This window comes from Ornithinimicrobium carbonis (genome assembly GCF_977012275.1).
Genome location: NZ_OZ348993.1, coordinates 402,434 through 420,491 on the forward strand (window position 1 = coordinate 402,434; position 18,058 = coordinate 420,491).

The 18,058-nt window shown below is 72.8% G+C and carries 16 protein-coding genes; 5 read left to right on the forward strand and 11 right to left on the reverse strand.

The features are described 5' to 3' along the window. Positions 1 to 12: 12 nt before the first annotated feature. The 4 genes from leuC to leuA all read left to right on the forward strand — a co-directional run bounded on the left by leuC (position 13) and on the right by leuA (position 5,165). Positions 13 to 1,434, forward strand: a complete 1,422-nt coding sequence (gene leuC / locus ACWHYA_RS01810) for a 3-isopropylmalate dehydratase large subunit (protein ID WP_425939441.1) — start codon at positions 13 to 15, stop codon at positions 1,432 to 1,434. Further along, positions 1,434 to 2,033: a 3-isopropylmalate dehydratase small subunit gene (leuD, locus tag ACWHYA_RS01815; RefSeq protein ID WP_425939439.1), complete on the forward strand. Its 600-nt coding sequence runs from the start codon at positions 1,434 to 1,436 to the stop codon at positions 2,031 to 2,033. The genes leuC and leuD overlap by 1 nt, the downstream gene beginning before the upstream one ends. 290 nt (positions 2,034 to 2,323) lie before the next feature. Beyond that, positions 2,324 to 3,007 carry a DUF559 domain-containing protein gene (locus ACWHYA_RS01820; RefSeq protein ID WP_425939436.1) on the forward strand — a complete coding sequence of 228 codons (684 nt, stop codon included), beginning with the start codon at positions 2,324 to 2,326 and terminating at the stop codon, positions 3,005 to 3,007. A 403-nt stretch (positions 3,008 to 3,410) separates the two neighbouring features. Then, positions 3,411 to 5,165, forward strand: a complete 1,755-nt coding sequence (gene leuA / locus ACWHYA_RS01825; protein ID WP_425939435.1) for a 2-isopropylmalate synthase — start codon at positions 3,411 to 3,413, stop codon at positions 5,163 to 5,165. Positions 5,166 to 5,254: 89 nt separating this feature from the next. Here the strand turns inward: leuA and ACWHYA_RS01830 are convergent, their stop codons facing one another. The 4 genes from ACWHYA_RS01830 to glmS are packed head-to-tail and all read right to left on the reverse strand — an operon-like array spanning position 5,255 to position 9,772. Beyond that, a complete protein-coding gene (locus tag ACWHYA_RS01830) occupies positions 5,255 to 5,713 on the reverse strand; it encodes a VOC family protein (RefSeq protein WP_425939433.1) in 459 nt (152 codons plus the stop codon). 4 nt (positions 5,714 to 5,717) lie between these two features. Then, positions 5,718 to 7,496, reverse strand: coding sequence for a bifunctional ADP-dependent NAD(P)H-hydrate dehydratase/NAD(P)H-hydrate epimerase (locus ACWHYA_RS01835; protein ID WP_425939431.1), 1,779 nt, complete (start codon positions 7,494 to 7,496; stop codon positions 5,718 to 5,720). A 49-nt stretch (positions 7,497 to 7,545) separates the two neighbouring features. Further along, complete coding sequence (locus ACWHYA_RS01840; protein WP_425939429.1) at positions 7,546 to 7,902, reverse strand: holo-ACP synthase; 357 nt, start codon at positions 7,900 to 7,902, stop codon at positions 7,546 to 7,548. Between the two features lie 10 nt (positions 7,903 to 7,912). Continuing rightward, positions 7,913 to 9,772 carry a glutamine--fructose-6-phosphate transaminase (isomerizing) gene (gene glmS, locus ACWHYA_RS01845; RefSeq protein WP_425939427.1) on the reverse strand — a complete coding sequence of 620 codons (1,860 nt, stop codon included), beginning with the start codon at positions 9,770 to 9,772 and terminating at the stop codon, positions 7,913 to 7,915. Between the two features lie 107 nt (positions 9,773 to 9,879). On the opposite strand from glmS, the gene coaA reads away from it, so the two are divergent. Beyond that, entirely contained in the window at positions 9,880 to 10,851 is a 972-nt protein-coding gene (gene coaA / locus ACWHYA_RS01850) for a type I pantothenate kinase (protein ID WP_425939425.1), read from the forward strand. Between the two features lie 46 nt (positions 10,852 to 10,897). Here coaA and ACWHYA_RS01855 read toward each other — a convergent pair whose 3' ends face one another. From ACWHYA_RS01855 to ACWHYA_RS01885, 7 genes are all read right to left on the reverse strand, one after another. Further along, positions 10,898 to 11,707 carry a DUF1206 domain-containing protein gene (locus tag ACWHYA_RS01855; protein ID WP_425939423.1) on the reverse strand — a complete coding sequence of 270 codons (810 nt, stop codon included), beginning with the start codon at positions 11,705 to 11,707 and terminating at the stop codon, positions 10,898 to 10,900. Positions 11,708 to 11,784: 77 nt separating this feature from the next. Continuing rightward, the gene (locus tag ACWHYA_RS01860) at positions 11,785 to 12,759 is read right to left on the reverse strand and encodes an aggregation-promoting factor C-terminal-like domain-containing protein (protein ID WP_425939422.1); all 975 of its coding nucleotides are present in this window, start codon (positions 12,757 to 12,759) and stop codon (positions 11,785 to 11,787) included. Positions 12,760 to 13,007: 248 nt separating this feature from the next. Next, positions 13,008 to 14,381, reverse strand: a complete 1,374-nt coding sequence (locus ACWHYA_RS01865; RefSeq protein ID WP_425939420.1) for a PhoH family protein — start codon at positions 14,379 to 14,381, stop codon at positions 13,008 to 13,010. A gap of 319 nt (positions 14,382 to 14,700) precedes the next feature. Then, positions 14,701 to 15,507: an amino acid ABC transporter ATP-binding protein gene (locus tag ACWHYA_RS01870; protein WP_425939418.1), complete on the reverse strand. Its 807-nt coding sequence runs from the start codon at positions 15,505 to 15,507 to the stop codon at positions 14,701 to 14,703. Continuing rightward, complete coding sequence (locus ACWHYA_RS01875; protein ID WP_425939416.1) at positions 15,507 to 16,301, reverse strand: amino acid ABC transporter permease; 795 nt, start codon at positions 16,299 to 16,301, stop codon at positions 15,507 to 15,509. Before ACWHYA_RS01875 ends, ACWHYA_RS01870 begins: the two co-directional genes overlap by 1 nt. Positions 16,302 to 16,333: 32 nt before the next feature. Continuing rightward, complete coding sequence (locus ACWHYA_RS01880) at positions 16,334 to 17,152, reverse strand: transporter substrate-binding domain-containing protein (RefSeq protein ID WP_425939414.1); 819 nt, start codon at positions 17,150 to 17,152, stop codon at positions 16,334 to 16,336. A gap of 136 nt (positions 17,153 to 17,288) precedes the next feature. Further along, on the reverse strand, positions 17,289 to 18,053 hold the full coding sequence (locus ACWHYA_RS01885; RefSeq protein WP_425939412.1) for an isoprenyl transferase: 765 nt from the start codon (positions 18,051 to 18,053) through the stop codon (positions 17,289 to 17,291). Between the last annotated feature and the right edge of the window lie 5 nt (positions 18,054 to 18,058).

Below are 18,058 nucleotides of genomic sequence, written 5' to 3' on the forward strand. Positions count from 1 at the left end.
AGGAGGTTGCCCGTGCCCGGCCTGACGCTGGCTGAGAAGCTCTGGCAGCAGCACGTCGTCCGCTCCGCCGAGGGCGAGCCCGACCTCCTCTACATCGACCTGCACCTCGTGCACGAGGTGACCAGCCCGCAGGCCTTCGACGGGCTGCGTCAGGCCGGGCGCGGGGTGCGCCGGCCGGACCTGACGGTGGCGACCGAGGACCACAACGTGCCCACGACGCTGGGGCCGGTGACCGACCCCGTCTCGCGCACGCAGCTGGAGGCGTTGAAGGCCAACTGCGAGCAGTTCGGGATCGTGCACCACGAGCGGGGGCGCCGCGGCCAGGGCATCGTGCACGTGATCGGGCCGGAGCTGGGGCTGACCCAGCCGGGGATGACGATCGTGTGCGGGGACTCCCACACCTCCACGCACGGGGCGTTCGGTGCGCTGGCGTTCGGGATCGGCACCTCCGAGGTGGAGCACGTGCTGGCCACCCAGACCCTGTCGCTGCGGCCGCTGAGGACGATGGCGGTCACCGTGGACGGCGAGCTGCCGGCGGGGGTGGGCGCCAAGGACATCATCCTGGCGGTGATCAACCGGATCGGCACCGGCGGCGGTCAGGGCTACATGCTGGAGTACCGCGGCAGCGCGATCGAGTCGCTGTCGATGGAGGGCCGGATGACGATCTGCAACATGTCGATCGAGGCCGGGGCCCGGGCCGGGATGGTCGCCCCGGACGAGAAGACGTTCGCCTACCTGCAGGGTCGCCCGCACGCGCCGCAGGGCGCCGACTGGGACGCGGCCGTGGAGGCGTGGCGGGGCCTGCGCACCGACGACGACGCGGTCTTCGACGCCGAGGTGTTCCTCGACGCCGCCGAGCTGAGCCCCTACGTGACCTGGGGGACCAACCCGGCGCAGTCGGTCCAGCTGGGCGAGGCGGTGCCGGACCCGGAGAGCTTCGGGCACGACGACGCGAAGGAGACCGCGCGGCGGGCGCTGGACTACATGGGCCTGCAGGCCGGGACCCCGATGCGCGAGGTCGGCGTCGACGCGGTCTTCCTCGGCTCGTGCACCAACGGGCGGATCGAGGACCTGCGGGTGGCCGCCGACGTCCTGCGCGGCCGGCACGTCGCCGAGGGTGTCCGCCTGCTCGTCGTGCCCGGCTCGCACGCGGTCCGGCAGCAGGCCGAGGAGGAGGGCCTGGACACGGTCTTCACCGACGCCGGCGGCGAGTGGCGCCTGGCCGGGTGCTCGATGTGCCTGGGGATGAACCCCGACCAGCTGGCCCCGCAGGAGCGCTGCGCCTCCACGTCCAACCGCAACTTCGAGGGACGCCAGGGCGCCCGCGGCCGCACCCACCTGGTCTCCCCGGCCGTGGCCGCCGCGACCGCCGTGCGCGGCACCCTCTCCTCCCCGGCCGACCTGGTCGACGTCCGCGAGCAGGAGACGGTCTGATGGAGAAGTTCACCACGCACACCGGGATCGGCGTGCCGCTGCGCCGTTCCGACGTCGACACCGACCAGATCATCCCGGCGGAATACCTCAAGCGGGTCGCACGCACCGGCTTCGAGGACGGCCTGTTCGCCCGGTGGCGCGAGGACCCGGGCTTCGTGCTCAACCAGCCGGCCTACGCCGGCGGCTCGGTGCTGGTGGCCGGGCCCGACTTCGGCACCGGGTCCAGCCGCGAGCACGCCGTGTGGGCGCTGCAGCAGTACGGCTTCCGCGCCGTCCTCTCCAGCAGGTTCGCCGACATCTTCCGCGGCAACTCCGGCAAGGGCGGCCTGCTCACCGCCCAGCTGGACCAGGGCGACGTCGAGCTCATCTGGAAGCAGATCGAGGCCGAGCCGGGCACGAGCATCACCGTCGACCTGCCCGCCCGGCAGGTGACCTGCGGCGACGTCGTGGCCCCCTTCCAGGTCGACGACTACGTCGCCTGGCGCCTGGAGAACGGCCTGGACGACATCTCCCTGACCCTGCAGCACGAGGACGACATCACCGCCTACGAGGCCGCCCGGCCCTCCTGGAAGCCGGTCGTCACCACCGCCGTCGGGTAGGGCTGCCCGACCCCCCGGCCGTGGGAGAGGGTTGACGCCAGGCTGGTCGTGCACCAAGGTCGGGTCCCTGCGACAGACATCGCCCGCTACGCCGAGGTCGGTCGCTACAACCTCACCTCACCGGCTCTACGACCCGACCTCACCGCCAGCACGGACCGGTCCGACCGTCACCACCTGTGGACGACCGCAGCGGTCGTGCCCTGAGGTGCGGCAGTGTCCCGTCATGAGCTCGAGGACAAGCCAGTTCGCTCCCAGCCCGCTACCCGCGCACCTGGCCGAAGGACGTCCTGGTGAGCCACACCAGTGCCGCCCTGATGCACGGGCTGCCGTTGACGGTGCGGCCGGACCGCGTCCACGGCTGTCGCAGGTCGACCGGCCAGCACCGACGCACCCGGGCTTCCACCATCCACGGCGGATATCGGGACGCGAGGTCCTCGACCATCCGCGGGGTCGACGTCCTGGAGCCGCGGTTCGTCGTCCTGGGTGTCGCCGAGCTGCACGGCCGCGACGAGGCCGTGGTGGTCGGGGACGCGGCCCTGCACCGCGGTGACGTCGATCTCGCCGACCTGAAGGCGGCCGCAGATGCTCGCCGGCACCACCCGGCCCATGGCACCTTCACGTCCGCCGTCCAGGTGATGGACCCCGCCGCCGAGTCGCCGGGGGAGAGCCGTTCACGCTTGCTGCTCCTCAACCTGGGCTACGACCCCCGGAGTCAGGTGGTCATCCGTGACCCGGCCGGCCACGTCATCGCTCGGGTCGACTTCCTCTTGAGAGGAACCCGCGTCGTCGTGGAGTTCGACGGGTTGTCCAAGTACGCCTCGGCCGAGGAGCTCGCCGCAGAGAAGCGTCGAGAGCTGCGACTGCGGGCCGCCGGCTACACCGTGGTCCGCCTCCTGTGGTCCGACCTCGACCGACCGGCGAAGGTGCGCGCCCTCGTCGACGCCGCTCTCCAGGCCGACCTGTCCGCCGGCTGATCGGGGACCAACCGCCGACCGATGCTGATCGCCGTGGCCGACCAGCGGCCCAGTTCAGGGTGAGGTCGGCTCCCTCGGACCTCCATCGGTCTACAAGGCGATGGTGGTCCCGACGATCCGACCTCGCACAGCCGCCAGGACGGTGACTGCACTTCCGGGCGGCGGCACGCGCGTCGCCTCGGCCCTCCCCCTGTCCCCTGCCGACTCGGCCCTCCCCCTGACCCCCCTGTGACGAGCGCCACGTTGACCCGACGTCACCATCGTGGGCTAGAGTGCTCGGCAATGACTGCTCTGCTCCTCCTTCCGCGCCGCAGCGAGACCTCCTAGGTCCGGCCCTCGCTGCGGAGCTGCGCTGTCCACGGACCGACAGCAACCCACCCCCAGCGAGAGCGAGCCAGACCCCATGAGCATCCAGACCCCTGCCGCCCCTGCGACCGGCACCCACGTCGTCGAGCGCAACCCCCAGCAGCCGAGCGGCATGCCCGTGGAGCGCTACACCGCATACTCCCCGGTGGACCTGCCCGACCGCACCTGGCCGGGGCGCACGATCACGAAGGCCCCCCGCTGGTGCGCGGTCGACCTGCGCGACGGCAACCAGGCGCTGATCGACCCGATGACCCCCGACCGCAAGCGCCGGATGTTCGAGCTGCTGGTGCGGATGGGCTACAAGGAGATCGAGGTCGGCTTCCCCGCCGCCAGCCAGACCGACTTCGACTTCGTGCGGATGCTCATCGAGGAGGACCTGATCCCCGACGACGTGGTCATCCAGGTCCTGACCCAGGCCCGCGAGCACCTCATCGAGCGCACCTACGAGTCGATCGCCGGCGCGAGGCAGGCCATCGTGCACCTGTACAACTCCACGTCCACGCTGCAGCGCCGGGTGGTCTTCCGGGCGAGCGAGGACGAGATCGTCGACATCGCCGTCCAGGGCGCACGCACCTGCAAGAAGTACGAGGAGCAGATGCCCCCGGGGACGCAGATCACCTACCAGTACTCCCCCGAGTCCTACACCGGCACCGAGCTGGAGTATGCGGTGCGCGTGTGCAACGCGGTCATGGAGGAGTTCGTCCCCACCCCGGAGCGGCCGGTCATCATCAACCTGCCGGCCACCGTGGAGATGGCCACCCCCAACGTCTACGCCGACTCCATCGAGTGGATGAGCCGGCACCTGAACCACCGTGAGAACGTCATCCTCTCGCTGCACCCGCACAACGACCGCGGGACCGGCGTGGCGGCGGCCGAGCTGGGCTACCTGGCCGGCGCCGACCGGATCGAGGGCTGCCTGTTCGGCAACGGCGAGCGCACGGGCAACGTCTGCCTGGTCACGCTGGGGATGAACATGTTCAGCCAGGGCGTGGACCCGCAGATCGACTTCTCCGACATCGACGAGGTCCGGCGCACGGTCGAGCACTGCAACCAGCTGCCGGTGCCCGAGCGCCACCCCTACGGCGGCGACCTGGTCTTCACCGCCTTCTCCGGCAGCCACCAGGACGCGATCAAGAAGGGCCTGGAGGCGCTGGAGCAGGAGGCCGCCGAGGTGGGGGTACCGGTCGGGCAGCACCGGTGGGAGGTGCCCTACCTGCCAGTCGACCCCAAGGACATCGGCCGCAGCTACGAGGCCGTCATCCGGGTCAACAGCCAGTCCGGCAAGGGTGGCGTGGCCTACGTGATGAAGTCCGAGCACCGGATGGACCTGCCGCGGCGGCTGCAGATCGAGTTCAGCGGCGCGGTGCAGCGGCACACCGACACCGAGGGCGGGGAGATGAGCCCGGCCCAGATCTGGGAGGCGTTCCAGCACGAGTACCTCGAGCAGGCGGGCCCGCTGGTCGGCACCGACTACACCGTGACGCACGACGACGAGGCGGGGCACGACCGGATCGAGGCCACCGTCGAGGTCGACGGGGTCCAGCAGCAGATCACCGGCACGGGCAACGGCCCGATCGCCGCCTACACCGACGCGCTGTCCACGATCGGCATCGACGTGCGGGTGCTGGACTACCACGAGCACGCCCTCAGCGCGGGCGCCGACGCGTATGCCGCCGCCTACGTCGAGTGCGCCATCGACGGGGAGGTGCGCTGGGGCGTCGGTGTGCACCCCAGCACCGTCACCGCGGCGCTGCGCGCCGTGGCCAGCGCCGTCAACCGGCCGGGTCGTTGACCGCGGGGGCCGGCGTCGACCGGCCGGGTCGCTGACGGCGGCGGTCAGCGCCCTCGACCGGCCGCGTCGCTGACGGGCGGGGCTGGGCGTCAGCCCCGGCCGTCGCCCAGCAGCGTCGCCCCGTCGTCGGAGAAGGACCAGTAGGGGTTGTAGGCGATCTCCCACACGTGCCCGTCGGGGTCGGTAAAGACACCGGAGTAGCCGCCCCAGAACCGGCTGCACGGCTGGCGCAGCGCCTCGGCCCCGGCGGCCACGGCGGAGGCGAACTGCTCGTCGACGTCGGCGGCGCTGCCCACGTTGAGCCCCAGCACCTTGCCTCCCCACCCGTCACCGCTGCCGGGAGTCTCCTCGGTGTCGTCCTCGATGTCGATCCCGGAGTCGACCGCCAGCGCCTGCCGGTCCCACAGCGCCACCACCATCCCCCCGGTCTGGAAGAAGACGATGTGCTCCGGCGAGGGCCCCGGCTGCCAGCCGAGCGCGGTGTAGAAGTCGCGGGCGCGGTCCATGTCGGACACGCCGAGGGTCACCAGGGAGAGACGCTGATCCATGCCGTCAACCTAGCAACCCCGCTCCGGCGACCCTCGGGGGTGCCGGAGCAGGTCCCGCCAGGAGGGCGGCCACGGTGCCGGGTATGGCGCGCGCGACGGCGAGCGCGCGCACCGGCCCCCCGGGGTTGGCCCGGTGGGCGGCGGCACCGTGGACGAGGGCGGCGACCGGGCCGGCCTCCAGCGGGGTCAGGCCCGCGGCCATCAGCACACCGGCGAGGCCGGCGAGGACGTCGCCCGAACCCGCGGTGGCCAGCCACGGCGGCGCGTCCGCCTGGCTGCGGACCGGGATCGTGGGGTCCGGGTCGACGACGAGCGTCGTCGACCCCTTGAGCAGGACGGTGCACCCGGTCAGCGCCGCAGCGCGCCGGGCGTGGGCCAGCGGCTGGGCGAGGACCTCCTCCCGCGTCGTCTCCCGGGCCCCGCCCTCCCGCTGGAGGACGGTCAGCATCCGCGCCAGCTCGCCGGCGTGCGGGGTCAGCAGGGTCGGTGCCGGCCGGCGCCCTCCTCCGGCGACCCACCGGGCGAGCAGCTCGAGCGCACCGGCGTCCACCACGAGCGGGACGTCCTCGGCGAGGGCCTCGCGCACGGTGTCGGCCTGGTGGTCCTCGCAGTCGGGGTGGTCGCACCCCAGCGGGTCGATGCCCGGGCCGACGACCAGCGCCTGGACCCTTCCCGGGCCCGGGACGACCTCGGGACAGGCTGCCAGCACGAGCCCGGTGGCGCGAGGCGGCCCCAGGTAGCGCACCATCCCGGCGCCGGCCTCCACCGCGGTCGTGGTGCACAGGACGGCGGCGCCCGGATAGGCGTCGCTGCCCGCCACGATCCCCACGACGCCCCGGGTGTACTTGTGGTCCTCCCGCCCGGGGACCGGCCACCGGGCCGCGGCGTCCCGCTGCTCGAGCCGCTCCACGACCGCAGACTCGTGCCGCAGCTCCTCGTCGAGCCCGATGTCGACGAGGCTGAGCCGCCCCACGCACCCCGAGGTGGCCGGCAGCAGGTGGACCGGCTTGGCGACGCCGAAGGTCACCGTCTCGTCGGCACCCAGGACGGGACCCGTCAGATCCTCACCCTCGGGGTCGGCGCCGCTGGGCAGGTCCACGGCCAGCACGAAGGGTCCGTCGTGGCGGTCCTCGAGCACGGCGGCCACCCGTGCCATCGCTCCGCGCAGGCCCGGCCGCCCGCCGATCCCCAGCAGTCCGTCCACGACGAGGTCGGCCGACCTGAGCCGCTCGACCACCGCGGGGTCGAGCACCTCCGCGGCGGGGTCGACGAGGAGCACGGGGCACCCGGCCTCCCGCGCGGCCGCCAAGCCGTCCTCGCGCAGCCGTGCGGCGATCCCGACGACCGAGACCTGCGCGCCCGCCCCGTCCCGTCGCCGCTCGTCCGCGCGTCGCCGCTCGTCCCCGTCCCCTCGCCGGTCGTCCCGGCCCCCTCGCCGGTCGTCCCGGCCCCCTCGCCGGTCGTCCCCGCCCCCTCGCCGGTCGTCCCCGCCCCCTCGCCGGTCGTCCCCGCCCCGTCGCCGCTCGTCCCCGTCCGGTCGCCCGTCGTCATCACCCCGTCGCCCGTCGGACGCGAGGAAGGAGGCCGCCCACAGCGCGTCGCCACCGTTGTCCCCCGGGCCGGCGAGCACGACGACCGACCGCGCCCCCAGCTCCTCCACGCGGTCGCGCACGACCTGGGCCAGACCGCGGGCGGCACGCTGCATCAGGGCCCCGTCCGGCAGACCGGCGCGCACCCGGTCCTCGACGGCGCGGACGGTGGCGACGTCATACCCCTGGATCATCGGTGCCTCCTGGTGAGGTGGGTGGACGGCGCCGGCTGCGCCGCACCGTTCAGCCCGTGCCCTCCGCGATCACGACGGCCGAGGCGACCCCCGCGTCGTGGGAGAGGGAGACGTGCAGGTGTGCCACGCCCAGCTCGTCGGCCCGGGCCCGCACGGTGCCCTGGGTGCGCAGGTGGGGCCGCCCGGTGCTGTCCCGGACGACCCACGCGTCGGTCCAGCGCAGGCCGACCGGCGCCCCGAGGGCCTTGGCGAGCGCCTCCTTGGCCGCGAACCGGGCGGCCAGGGACTCGGCCCGCAGCCCCAGCTCCTCCTCGGTGAACAGCCGGGGCCCCAGCCGGGGCGTGTCCTGCAGCCGGCGGGCGAAGCGGTCGATGTCGACCACGTCGATGCCGACCCCGACGATCATCGCGCCGGGCTCACTCGACGGTGACGGACTTGGCCAGGTTGCGCGGCTGGTCGACGTCCAGACCCTTGGCGGTCGAGAGCTGCAGCGCGAAGACCTGCAGCGGGACCACCGTCAGCAGCGGCGCGAGGAGCGGGGAGGTACGGGGCACCCGGATGACCTCGTCGGCGAACGGCACCACGTCCTCGTCCCCCTCCTCGGCGATGACGAGCGTCCGGGCGCCCCGGGCTCGGATCTCCTGGATGTTGGAGACGACCTTGCCGTGCAGCCCGTGCTCGCTGCTCGGCGAGGGGACGATGACGAAGACCGGCTGGCCCGGCTCGATCAGGGCGATGGGGCCGTGCTTGAGCTCGCCGGCGGCGAACCCCTCGGCGTGGATGTAGGCCAGCTCCTTGAGCTTCAGCGCCCCCTCCATCGCGACCGGGAAGCCGACGTGCCGGCCGAGGAAGAGGACCGAGCGGGAGTCGGCCATGAAGTAGGCGATCTCCTTGACCCGGTCCATGCTCGTGAGCAGCTGCTCGATCTTCGCCGGCACGCCCTGCAGCTCGGCCATGATCTCGGCGGCGTCCCGGCCGTAGCTCTCGCCGCGCAGGGAGGCCAGGTAGAGGCCGAGGATGTAGCTGGCCGTGATCTGGGCCAGGAAGGCCTTGGTGGAGGCGACGGCGATCTCGGGGCCGGCGTGCGTGTAGAGCACCGCGTCGGACTCGCGGGGGATGGTCGACCCGTGGGTGTTGCAGATGGAGACGGTCTTGGCACCGAGCTCCTTGGCGTGGCGCACGGCCATGAGCGTGTCCATGGTCTCGCCGGACTGGGAGATCGACACCACGAGGGTGTGCCCGTCGATCACCGGGTCGCGGTAGCGGAACTCGTGGGCCAGCTCGACCTCCACCGGGATCCGGGTCCAGCGCTCGATGGCGTACTTGGCCACCATGCCGGCGTAGGCCGCCGTCCCGCAGGCCACGATGACGATCTTGGTGACCGCCCGCAGCTCGTCCTCCTCGATGTGCAGCTCGTCGAGGCGCAGGTTCCCCTCCGCGTCCGTTCGACCCAGGAGGGTGTCGGCGACGGCGTGCGGCTGGTCGTTGATCTCCTTCTCCATGAAGGTGTCGTACCCGCCCTTCTCGGCGGCCGCGGCGTCCCAGGTGACCTCGTAGGCCTTGCCGTCGGAGGGGGTGCCGTCGAAGTTGGTCACCACGCAGGTGTCCGTGGTGATGGTCACGATCTGGTCCTGGCCCAGCTCCAGCGCGTGGCGGGTGTAGCCGATGAAGGCCGCGACGTCCGAACCGAGGTAGTTCTCCCCCTCCCCGAGCCCGACGACCAGAGGGGAGTTGCGCCGTGCACCCACGACGGTGTGCGGCTGGTCGGCGTGCACGACGAGCAGGGTGAAGGCGCCCTCGAGCCGGGCGACGACGTCCCGCATCGCCGCCGTCAGGTCGCCGGTGCGGGCGAACGCCTCGTCGAGCAGGTGGGCGACGACCTCGGTGTCGGTCTCGGAGGTGAACTCCACCCCCTGCTCGAGCAGAGCGGTCTTGAGCGCGTGGAAGTTCTCGATGATGCCGTTGTGGACGAGCGCCAGCTTGCCGTCCCGGCCCCCGCGGTGGGGGTGGGCGTTCTCGTCGGTCGGTCCACCGTGGGTGGCCCAGCGGGTGTGCCCGATCGCGGTGGCGGTGACCGGCACCGGCGCGTCGACGAGGGCGGACCGCAGGTTGGCGAGCTTGCCCGACCGCTTGCGGGTCGCGATGACGCCGTCGCCCACGACGGCCACCCCGGCCGAGTCGTAGCCGCGGTACTCCAGGCGGCCCAGGCCCTCCATCACGACGTCCAGCGCCGTGCCGTCCGCACGGGGGCCCACGTATCCCACGATTCCACACATGGGCCCAAGCCTACGTCCTGCCGGGACACGTCCCGCTGCGACCGTGCGCGTGCCGCACCACGCCATACCCCGGTGGAGGACCGGCCGCAGGCACGCCGGGTGCGAGAATGCCGCCCATGGCCTCCTCCCCCACCGGCCCTCCCATCCCGTCCCCCTACGTCGAGCTCGACCGTGGCGACTGGGCGCGCTTGCGGGAGGAGCACCCGATGCACCTGGACGCCGCGGAGATCGAACGCCTGAGGGGCCTGGGCGAGCGGCTGGACATGGCGGAGGTCGAGCAGGTCTACCTGCCGATCAGCCGGCTGCTGTCCTTCTACGAGGGGGCGACCGCGCGGCTGCACCAGGTCACCACCGACTTCCTCGACGAGCGGGCCGCCCGGACCCCCTTCCTCATCGGGGTGGCGGGGTCGGTGGCCGTGGGGAAGTCGACCACCGCCCGCATCCTGGCCGAGCTCATCCGCCGCTGGGACACGCGCCCCTCCGTGGAGCTGGTGACCACGGACGGCTTCCTCTACCCGAACGCGGTCCTGGAGCGGCGCAGCCTCATGGGACGCAAGGGCTTCCCGGAGTCCTACGACCGGCGGGCGCTGCTGCGCTTCGTCAGCGAGGTCAAGTCCGGTCGGACCGAGGTGCGGGCGCCGGTCTACAGCCACCTCGTCTACGACATCGTCCCCGGCGAGCAGATCGTCGTCCGTCGGCCGGACGTCCTCATCGTGGAGGGGCTCAACGTGCTCCAGCCCCCGCGGCCCCACCCCAACGGACGCAGCCCGGGGCTGGCGATCAGCGACTTCTTCGACTTCTCGGTGTACGTCGACGCGCACTTCGGCGACATCAAGCGCTGGTACGTCGAGCGCTTCCTGTCCCTGCGGGAGACCGCCTTCGTCGACCCGGAGTCCCACTTCCACCGCTACGCCTCGCTCAGCGACGAGGCCGCGGTGGACGTGGCGGTGGACATCTGGGACTCGATCAACGCCCCGAACCTCGTCGAGAACATCCTGCCGACCCGCAGCCGGGCCACGCTGGTCCTGCTCAAGGGGGCCGACCACACGGTCGACCGGGTGCGGCTGCGGCGGCTCTGAGGCCCCGCCCGGTCACCGCGACCCGGGACGGTGGGCGGACCCGTCGTCAGAGGTCGGCGTACCGGGCACGCAGGAGGCTGTAGACACCGTAGAGGACCAGGCCGAGGGCCACGGCCAGCAGCAGTGCGGTGCCGAGGGGCTGCGCGGCCACCATCTTCAGCGCACCGTCCAGACCGGAGGACTCGTCCGGGTCGGCCTGCAGGGCCGCCAGCCCGAACAGGCCGCCGACGATCGTCAGCGCCACCCCCTTGGCGGCGTAGCCGACCGTCCCGGTGAGCTCCACCGCCCGGTCCAGGGCGTCGTGCCCGGTGGGGTGCAGGTCCTCCAGGAACGTCTTCCGCAGCCCCTTGTACACGTGATAGACCCCCGCGGCCACGACCGCGAGGCCGACCAGGCCGACCAGGACCCGCCCCAGGGGGACCTGCAGCAGCGCCGCCGTGAACCCGGTGCTGGCCTCCTCGCCACCTCCGCCCCCGCCACCGGCGGCGAACGGGAAGGTGGTCCCCCCCAGCGCGCCGTAGAGCAGGCCACGCCCCACCGCCCGGGCGCGGTCGGAGAGGTCACCTCCGCCGAAGGCCGCGTCGAGCACCTGCCAGAGCGCCAGCGCCAGGAAGCCCACCACGCAGGCCCACAGCAGGACCGACCCCGCAGGGGCGGACCGCAGCGCGGCCAGCGCGCCGTCCTGGTCCGCCTCACCGCCGCCACCGAGCGCCACGCGCCCGGCGATCCAGCCGATCATCAGGTGGATCAGGCCGCTGGCGGCGAAACCGGCGCGGGCGAGCCGCCGCAACCACGGGTGGTCGGCGAGCCGGCGGGCCGTCCGACCTGCGGCGCCGGGCGCCGGGACGTCGTTCACCCCGCAACGATGACACGGACCCCTGCTCGCCGTGCGAGCAGGGGTCCGTGGGGGGGGTTGCGGGGCCGGTCGTCGGCTCAGTACCAGTTGACGGCCTGGGAGTGGGCCCAGGCGTTGCACGGCGATCCGTAGCGGTCGGAGATGTAGCCCAGGCCCCAGGAGATCTGGGTGGCCGGGTTGGTCTGCCAGTCGGCACCGGCCGTGGCCATCTTGTTGCCGGGAAGGGACTGCGGGATGCCGTAGGCGCCGGAGGAGGGGTTCATCGCGGTGTGGTTCCACCCCGACTCCTTCATCCACAGCGAGTCCAGGCAGCCCCACTGGTCGTCGCCCCAGCCGTGGCTGGCGAGCATCGACCGGGCGATCGAGCGGGCGTCACCGCTGGCGACGGGCTGCGGCGCCGGCTGCTGCGCCGGCTGGGGGGCGGGCTGCCGGGTCGGCTGCGCGGGCTCGGGGGCGGGCTCACGGGCGGCGGACCGCGAGGCGGCCTGCGGCTCGGTGCGGGTCGCCGCCCGCGCCTGGTCGGCCGCGGCCTGCTCGGCGGCGGCCTGGTCGGCGGCGGCCCGCTCCTCAGCAGCGGCCTGCTCGGCGGCGGCCTGCTCTTCGGCGGCGGCGGCCTGCTCGGCGGCCCGCTCCTCCGCGGCCCGGCGCTCGGCGGCCTCGGCGGCCTCGCGCTCGGCGGCGCGCTCCTCCGCCTTGCGCTCGGAGATGCGCTCGGCGGCCTGACGGGCGGCCTCGACGCCCTCGCCGGTCAGACCGGAGGACAGGTCGAGGGCTGCGGAACCCTTCTCGAGCCGCTCGGCGGCGGCGAGGGCACCCAGGTCCTGCCCGGCGTCGGCCGACAGCCCGGTCACGGTGCCGTCGACGGCCGGCTCGGACTCACCCACGGCGGTCGAGGTGGAGGAGCTGGCCGGGACCGTGGCCGTGGTGGCGTAGGCCGCCAGAGCCAGCGACCCCGCGGCGATGCCGGCGGTGACCGCGGCGGCGGGACCGCTCAGGCGACGGGGGCGGTGGCTGCCGTGGGCGCGCTCGGAGAGCAGGGGGGACTTCTTCACAGGGGGGGACCTTTCGCGGACCGGTTCGCCGCCGCCGGACGGGACGCGGGGACGCGTTCGACACGGGACCGGATGGGACTGGCGGCGTTACCAAATCGTGATCTAACTGCTCTACCGTGCCTGCCGGCCCCGCGACGCGTCAAACTGAGCGCACCGTCAGTGACGAACGTCACACCCGTCCGCGCCGCCCGCGACACCGGCGCCCGCCGACGTCGTCGCAGGTCAGCAACGGGTGGTGGCGGCCCCGCTCAGCCCAGCGGATGCCCCTCCAGCATCTCCGTGACGAGGGCCGCGATCGGTGACCGCTCGCTGCGGGTGAGGGTCACGTGGGCGAAGAGCGGGTGGCCCTTGAGCGCCTCGATGACGGCGGCGACACCGTCGTGCCGACCGACGCGCAGGTTGTCCCGCTGGGCGACGTCGTGCGTGAGCACCACGCGCGAGCCCTGCCCGATCCGGGAGAGCACCGTCAGCAGCACGTTGCGCTCCAGGCTCTGCGCCTCGTCGACGATCACGAAGGCGTCGTGGAGCGAGCGCCCACGGATGTGCGTCAGGGGCAGCACCTCGAGCATGTCCCTGGCCAGCACCTCCTCGACGACCTCGGAGGAGACGACCGCACCCAGGGTGTCGAAGACCGCCTGGGCCCAGGGGCCCATCTTGTCGTTCTCGCTCCCGGGCAGGTAGCCCAGCTCCTGCCCGCCCACGGCGTAGAGAGGACGGAAGACGACGACGCGCCGGTGCTGGCGCCGCTCCATGACCGCCTCCAGCCCGGCGCACAGGGCCAGGGCCGACTTGCCCGTCCCGGCCCGCCCACCGAGGCTGACGATGCCCACGTCGGGGTCGAGCAGCAGGTCCAGCGCGATCCGCTGCTCGGCGCTGCGGCCGTGGAGACCGAACGCGTCGCGGTCCCCCCGGACCAGACGCACGGCCCGGTCGGCGCCGACGCGCCCCAGCGCGCTGCCGGACGGACCCAGGACGGTCAGGCCCGTGTGGACGGGCAGCTCGGCCGCCTCGGGCAGCTCGAGCCGGCCGTGCTCGTACAGGTCGTGCATCTGCGCGTCGTCGACCTCCAGCTCCCCCATCCCGGTCCAGCCGCTGTCCACCGCCAGCTCGGCGCGGTACTCCTGCGCGTCCAGACCCACCGCCGAGGCCTTCACCCGCATCGGCAGGTCCTTGGAGACCACGGTCACGTCGTGGCCCTCGGCGGCCAGGTTGGCGGCGACCGCCAGGATGCGGGTGTCGTTGTCCCCCAGCCGGAAACCCAGCGGCAGCGCGGCGGTGTCGCTGTGGTTCAGCTCGACGTGCAGGGTCCCGCCGGCCGCACCCACGGGCACCGGCTCGCTGAGGGTGCCGTGGGTGGTCCGCATCTCGTCCAGGGTGCGCAGCGCCTGGCGCGCGAAGTACCCGAGCTCCGGGTGGTGCCGCTTGGCCTCGAGCTCGGTGATGACGACGACCGGGAGCACGACCGCGTGCTCGGCGAAGCGGACCAGCGCCCCGGGGTCGGAGAGCAGGACGGAGGTGTCCAGGACGTAGGTCTTGCGCCCGGTCTCGGGAAAGGCGTCGACCGGGGGCGGGACGGCGGCGGGCGTGCGCGTCGGGGCTGCGGTGCGGGACGTGATGGTCATGGCTGGCTCCCTGCGGACGCGCGCCGGGTGCTACGCGTCTCGTCGGTGGTCGGACCGGGACCGGGCCCCTCCGCGGACGGTGGACCGGTGCCGACCCTCCGCCGTGAGCTGAGCTCCATGGATGGGCCTCCCGAGAGGCGGGACGGGTGTCCCGCATCTGCTCCCGACGGTATGCGGTGTGACGCGGACCACGTCGAACGCAGGGCGGCGTGTCGACGAGGAGGAGATGAACAGCCGGCGACCGCCGGAGGACCCTGGACGGGTCGGAGGACCCGTGCCGGTCGGGGGACCCTGGACAGGTCAGAGGACCCCGGACAGGTCAGAGGACCTTCGACAGGAAGGACCTGGTGCGTTCGTGCTGGGGGTCGGCCAGCACCTCCACCGGGTCGCCCTCCTCCACGATGACGCCGTCGTCCATGAACACCAGCTTGTCGCCGACCTCCCGGGCGAACCCCATCTCGTGGGTCACGACCATCATGGTCATCCCCTCCGAGGCCAACGTCTTCATGACCTCCAGCACGTCGCCCACCAGCTCGGGGTCGAGGGCGGAGGTGGGCTCGTCGAAGAGCATCATGTCCGGCTCCATGGACAGGGCGCGGGCGATGGCCACCCGCTGCTGCTGCCCGCCGGAGAGGTGGGCGGGGTAGGCGTCCTCCCGGTCCGCCAGGCCGACCTTGGCCAGGTTGGCGCGGGCGATCTGCTCGGCCTCCCCGCGCCCCCGCTTGAGCGACCGCTGCTGGGCGATGGTGAGGTTGCGCAGCACGGTCATGTGCGGAAAGAGGTTGAACTGCTGGAAGACCATCCCGATGCGCGCCCGGACGGCGTCCAGGTCGGTCTCCGGGTCGGTGATGTCGATGCCCTCCACGAGGATCTTCCCCGAGGACGGCTCCTCCAGCCGGTTGACGCAGCGCAGCAGGGTGGACTTGCCCGAGCCGGACGGTCCGATGACGCAGACGACCTGACCGTGGTCGACGGAGAAGTCGATCCCCTTGAGCACCTCGTTGGCCCCGAAGGACTTGTGCAGGTCACGGACGGCGATCGCGGGCGCGTCGGGATCCGGCACGCGGGCGGAGTCACCAGGACGGTCGTCCCCGGGGACGTGGGCGACGTCGTGGATGTCGGGCATCAGCGGGACCTGTTCTGTCGGGTCTCCATCCACGCCACCAGGCGTGTGAGCGGGAGGGTGATCGCCAGGTAGAGGAGCGCGGCCAGGGTCAGGCTCGTGGCGGTGCCGGCGGTCGGGCCGCTGGTCATCAGGTCCCGACCCAGGGTGGTCAGCTCGCGCTGGCTGGCCGCCAGCCCGATGACGAACAGCAGCGCCGTGTCCTTGATGAGGAGCACGAACTCGTTCGTGAGCGGGGGCACGACGATGCGCAGGGCCTGGGGCATGACGACCGAGGTCATCGTCCACCCCGAGGACATGCCCAGGGAACGGGCGGCCTCGGCCTGCCCCTTGGGGACCGCCTGGATCCCGGCCCGCAGGGTCTCGGCGATGTAGGCGCTGGCCACGAAGACCAGCCCCAGCAGGCCGGCGCCCACCGGCCCGCCCGGCGGCGTCCAGCCGGTGGCGATCGGGACGCCGAAGGCCATTCCGAGGATGACGATGAGCGAGGGAACGCCGCGGAAGAACTCCACCCACACCGTGGCCAGCCACCGGTAGGGCAGCACCGGGGACAGCTTCATCAGCGCCAGGGCGAAGGCGAGCACCAGCCCTCCGCCGAAGGCCACGACCGTGTAGCCCAGGGTGTTGCGCACCCCGGTGAGGATGAGCGCGCTGAGGTTGTCCCCCAGCCCGTTGAGGTTGAGGAAGTTCTCCTGCAGGCGTCCCCAGTCCAGGAGGAGCGCGACCGCGACCGCGAGCACCAGCAGGACGGCGTACAGCACCAGGTGGGTCAGGCGGCGCTTGGTGGTCCTCTTCACGGGAGGGACCCCCTTCGTTGTGTCGGGGTCGCTCAGCCCTCGCTGAAGTAGGTGTCGTAGAGCTCGTCGTAGGTGCCCTCGTCGCGCAGCGTCTGCAGCTGCTCGTCGACCGCCTCGACCAGGGCCGTGTTGCCCTTCTTCACCGCGAAGCCGTACTGCTCGTCCGTGGAGTACTCCTCCACGATGGTGAAGTCGCCGTCCCGGGTGTGCTCGAGGTTGACCGGGAGGTCCTGCAGCAGGGCGTCCACCTGGCCGGCCTGCATCGCCTGCCACATCTCGGCGTCGCCGGGGAAGGTGGTGATGTCGGCCTCGGGGGCGTTCTCCTCGGTGTAGGCCTTGCCGGTGGTGCCCTGCTGGACCCCCACGGAGCGGCCCGTCAGGTCCTCGATGGAGGCGATGTCCGAGTCCTCCGCCACGAGGAGGGACTGCTTGGAGTCGTAGTAGCCCTCGGTGAAGTCGAGGTTCTCCTTGCGGTCCTCGGTGATGGTCATGGCGCTGGCCACCAGGTCGCACTGTCCCGCGTTGAGGGCCAGACCGGACTGCAGCGCGTCGAAGGAGGAGTCCTTGACCTCCAGCTCCAGCTCGAGCCCGTCGGCGATGGCCTGGACGAGATCCATGTCGAAACCGGTGTAGCCGGACTCGGTGCTCTCGTCGAAGTCCTCGAAGGGCGGGTAGGGCACGTCCGAGCAGACCGTGAGCGTGCCGTCGGTCACCAGGTCCAGATCCTCGCCGGCAGCGGTGCTCTCACCACCCTCGCCCCCGGACCCACCACCGTCGTCGGACCCGCAGGCGGACAGGGTGAGGGCCAGGCCGGCGGCGGCCGCGGCCGCGCTCAGGGATCGCATGTTCATTCCCGCACTGTAAGCCACGGGTAGCCCCACCCACCACAGGCCCACCGACGTCCCCCTCCGCCGCGCCGGGCCCGCCCCGGCCGGCAGTGCCGACAGGGACGGCGGCACGCAGAGGACGCCAGGGACGGCGGGGTCCTCAGGTGCCGAAACGGCGCTCCCGCTCGGCGTACACGCGCAGGGCGCGAAGGAAGTCCACCTTGCGGAAGTCCGGCCAGTAGGCCTCGCAGAAGTAGAACTCGCTGTGCGCGCTCTGCCACAGCAGGAAGCCGCCCAGCCGCTGTTCGCCGGAGGTGCGGATGACCAGGTCCGGGTCGGGCTGGCCCTTGGTGTAGAGGTGCTCGGCGATGTCCTCGACGGTGACCTGGTCCGCGAGCTCGGCCAGGGTCAGCCCCCGGTCGGCCGCCGACCGCAGCAGGGAGCGGACCGCGTCCGCGATCTCCCGCCGCCCGCCGTACCCGATCGCGACGTTGACGAGGAGGCCGTCGACGGCGGCGGTGCGCTCCGCCGCCTCGGTGAGGGCCCGCACGGTGCGGTCGGGCAGCAGGTCGAGCGCACCGACGAGGTGGACGCGCCACCGGTCGGCGGCGGCCAGCTCCTCGACCACGCCCTCGATGATCGCCAGGAGCGGCTCCAGCTCCTCCTCGGGCCGGTTGAGGTTGTCCGTGGACAGCAGCCACAGGGTCACCACCTCCACCCCGGCCTCCTCGCACCAGCCGAGGAAGGGGGCGATGTTGTCCGCCCCGGCCCGGTGGCCCTCGGCCGAACCGGCACCCCGCTGTCGCGCCCACCGGCGGTTGCCGTCGAGCATGACCCCGATGTGCCGGGGCAGCCGCTGGAGCGGAAGCTGCCGTCGCAAGGACGAGGTGTAGGCCTTGTAGACCAGGTCCCGCGGCGTGTGCATGGGGC

Bases quoted from the DNA above. Each gene is read 5' to 3' on its own strand.
- ACWHYA_RS01885 (WP_425939412.1), bottom strand. From the start codon at position 18,053: ATGCACACGCCGCGGGACCTGGTCTACAAGGCCTACACCTCGTCCTTG.
- ACWHYA_RS01870 (WP_425939418.1), bottom strand. From the start codon at position 15,507: ATGCCCGACATCCACGACGTCGCCCACGTCCCCGGGGACGACCGTCCT.
- leuA (WP_425939435.1), top strand. From the start codon at position 3,411: ATGAGCATCCAGACCCCTGCCGCCCCTGCGACCGGCACCCACGTCGTC.
- ACWHYA_RS01830 (WP_425939433.1), bottom strand. From the start codon at position 5,713: ATGGATCAGCGTCTCTCCCTGGTGACCCTCGGCGTGTCCGACATGGAC.
- coaA (WP_425939425.1), top strand. From the start codon at position 9,880: ATGCCGCCCATGGCCTCCTCCCCCACCGGCCCTCCCATCCCGTCCCCC.
- glmS (WP_425939427.1), bottom strand. From the start codon at position 9,772: ATGTGTGGAATCGTGGGATACGTGGGCCCCCGTGCGGACGGCACGGCG.
- leuD (WP_425939439.1), top strand. From the start codon at position 1,434: ATGGAGAAGTTCACCACGCACACCGGGATCGGCGTGCCGCTGCGCCGT.
- ACWHYA_RS01840 (WP_425939429.1), bottom strand. From the start codon at position 7,902: ATGATCGTCGGGGTCGGCATCGACGTGGTCGACATCGACCGCTTCGCC.
- ACWHYA_RS01865 (WP_425939420.1), bottom strand. From the start codon at position 14,381: ATGACCATCACGTCCCGCACCGCAGCCCCGACGCGCACGCCCGCCGCC.
- ACWHYA_RS01835 (WP_425939431.1), bottom strand. From the start codon at position 7,496: ATGATCCAGGGGTATGACGTCGCCACCGTCCGCGCCGTCGAGGACCGG.
- ACWHYA_RS01880 (WP_425939414.1), bottom strand. From the start codon at position 17,152: ATGAACATGCGATCCCTGAGCGCGGCCGCGGCCGCCGCCGGCCTGGCC.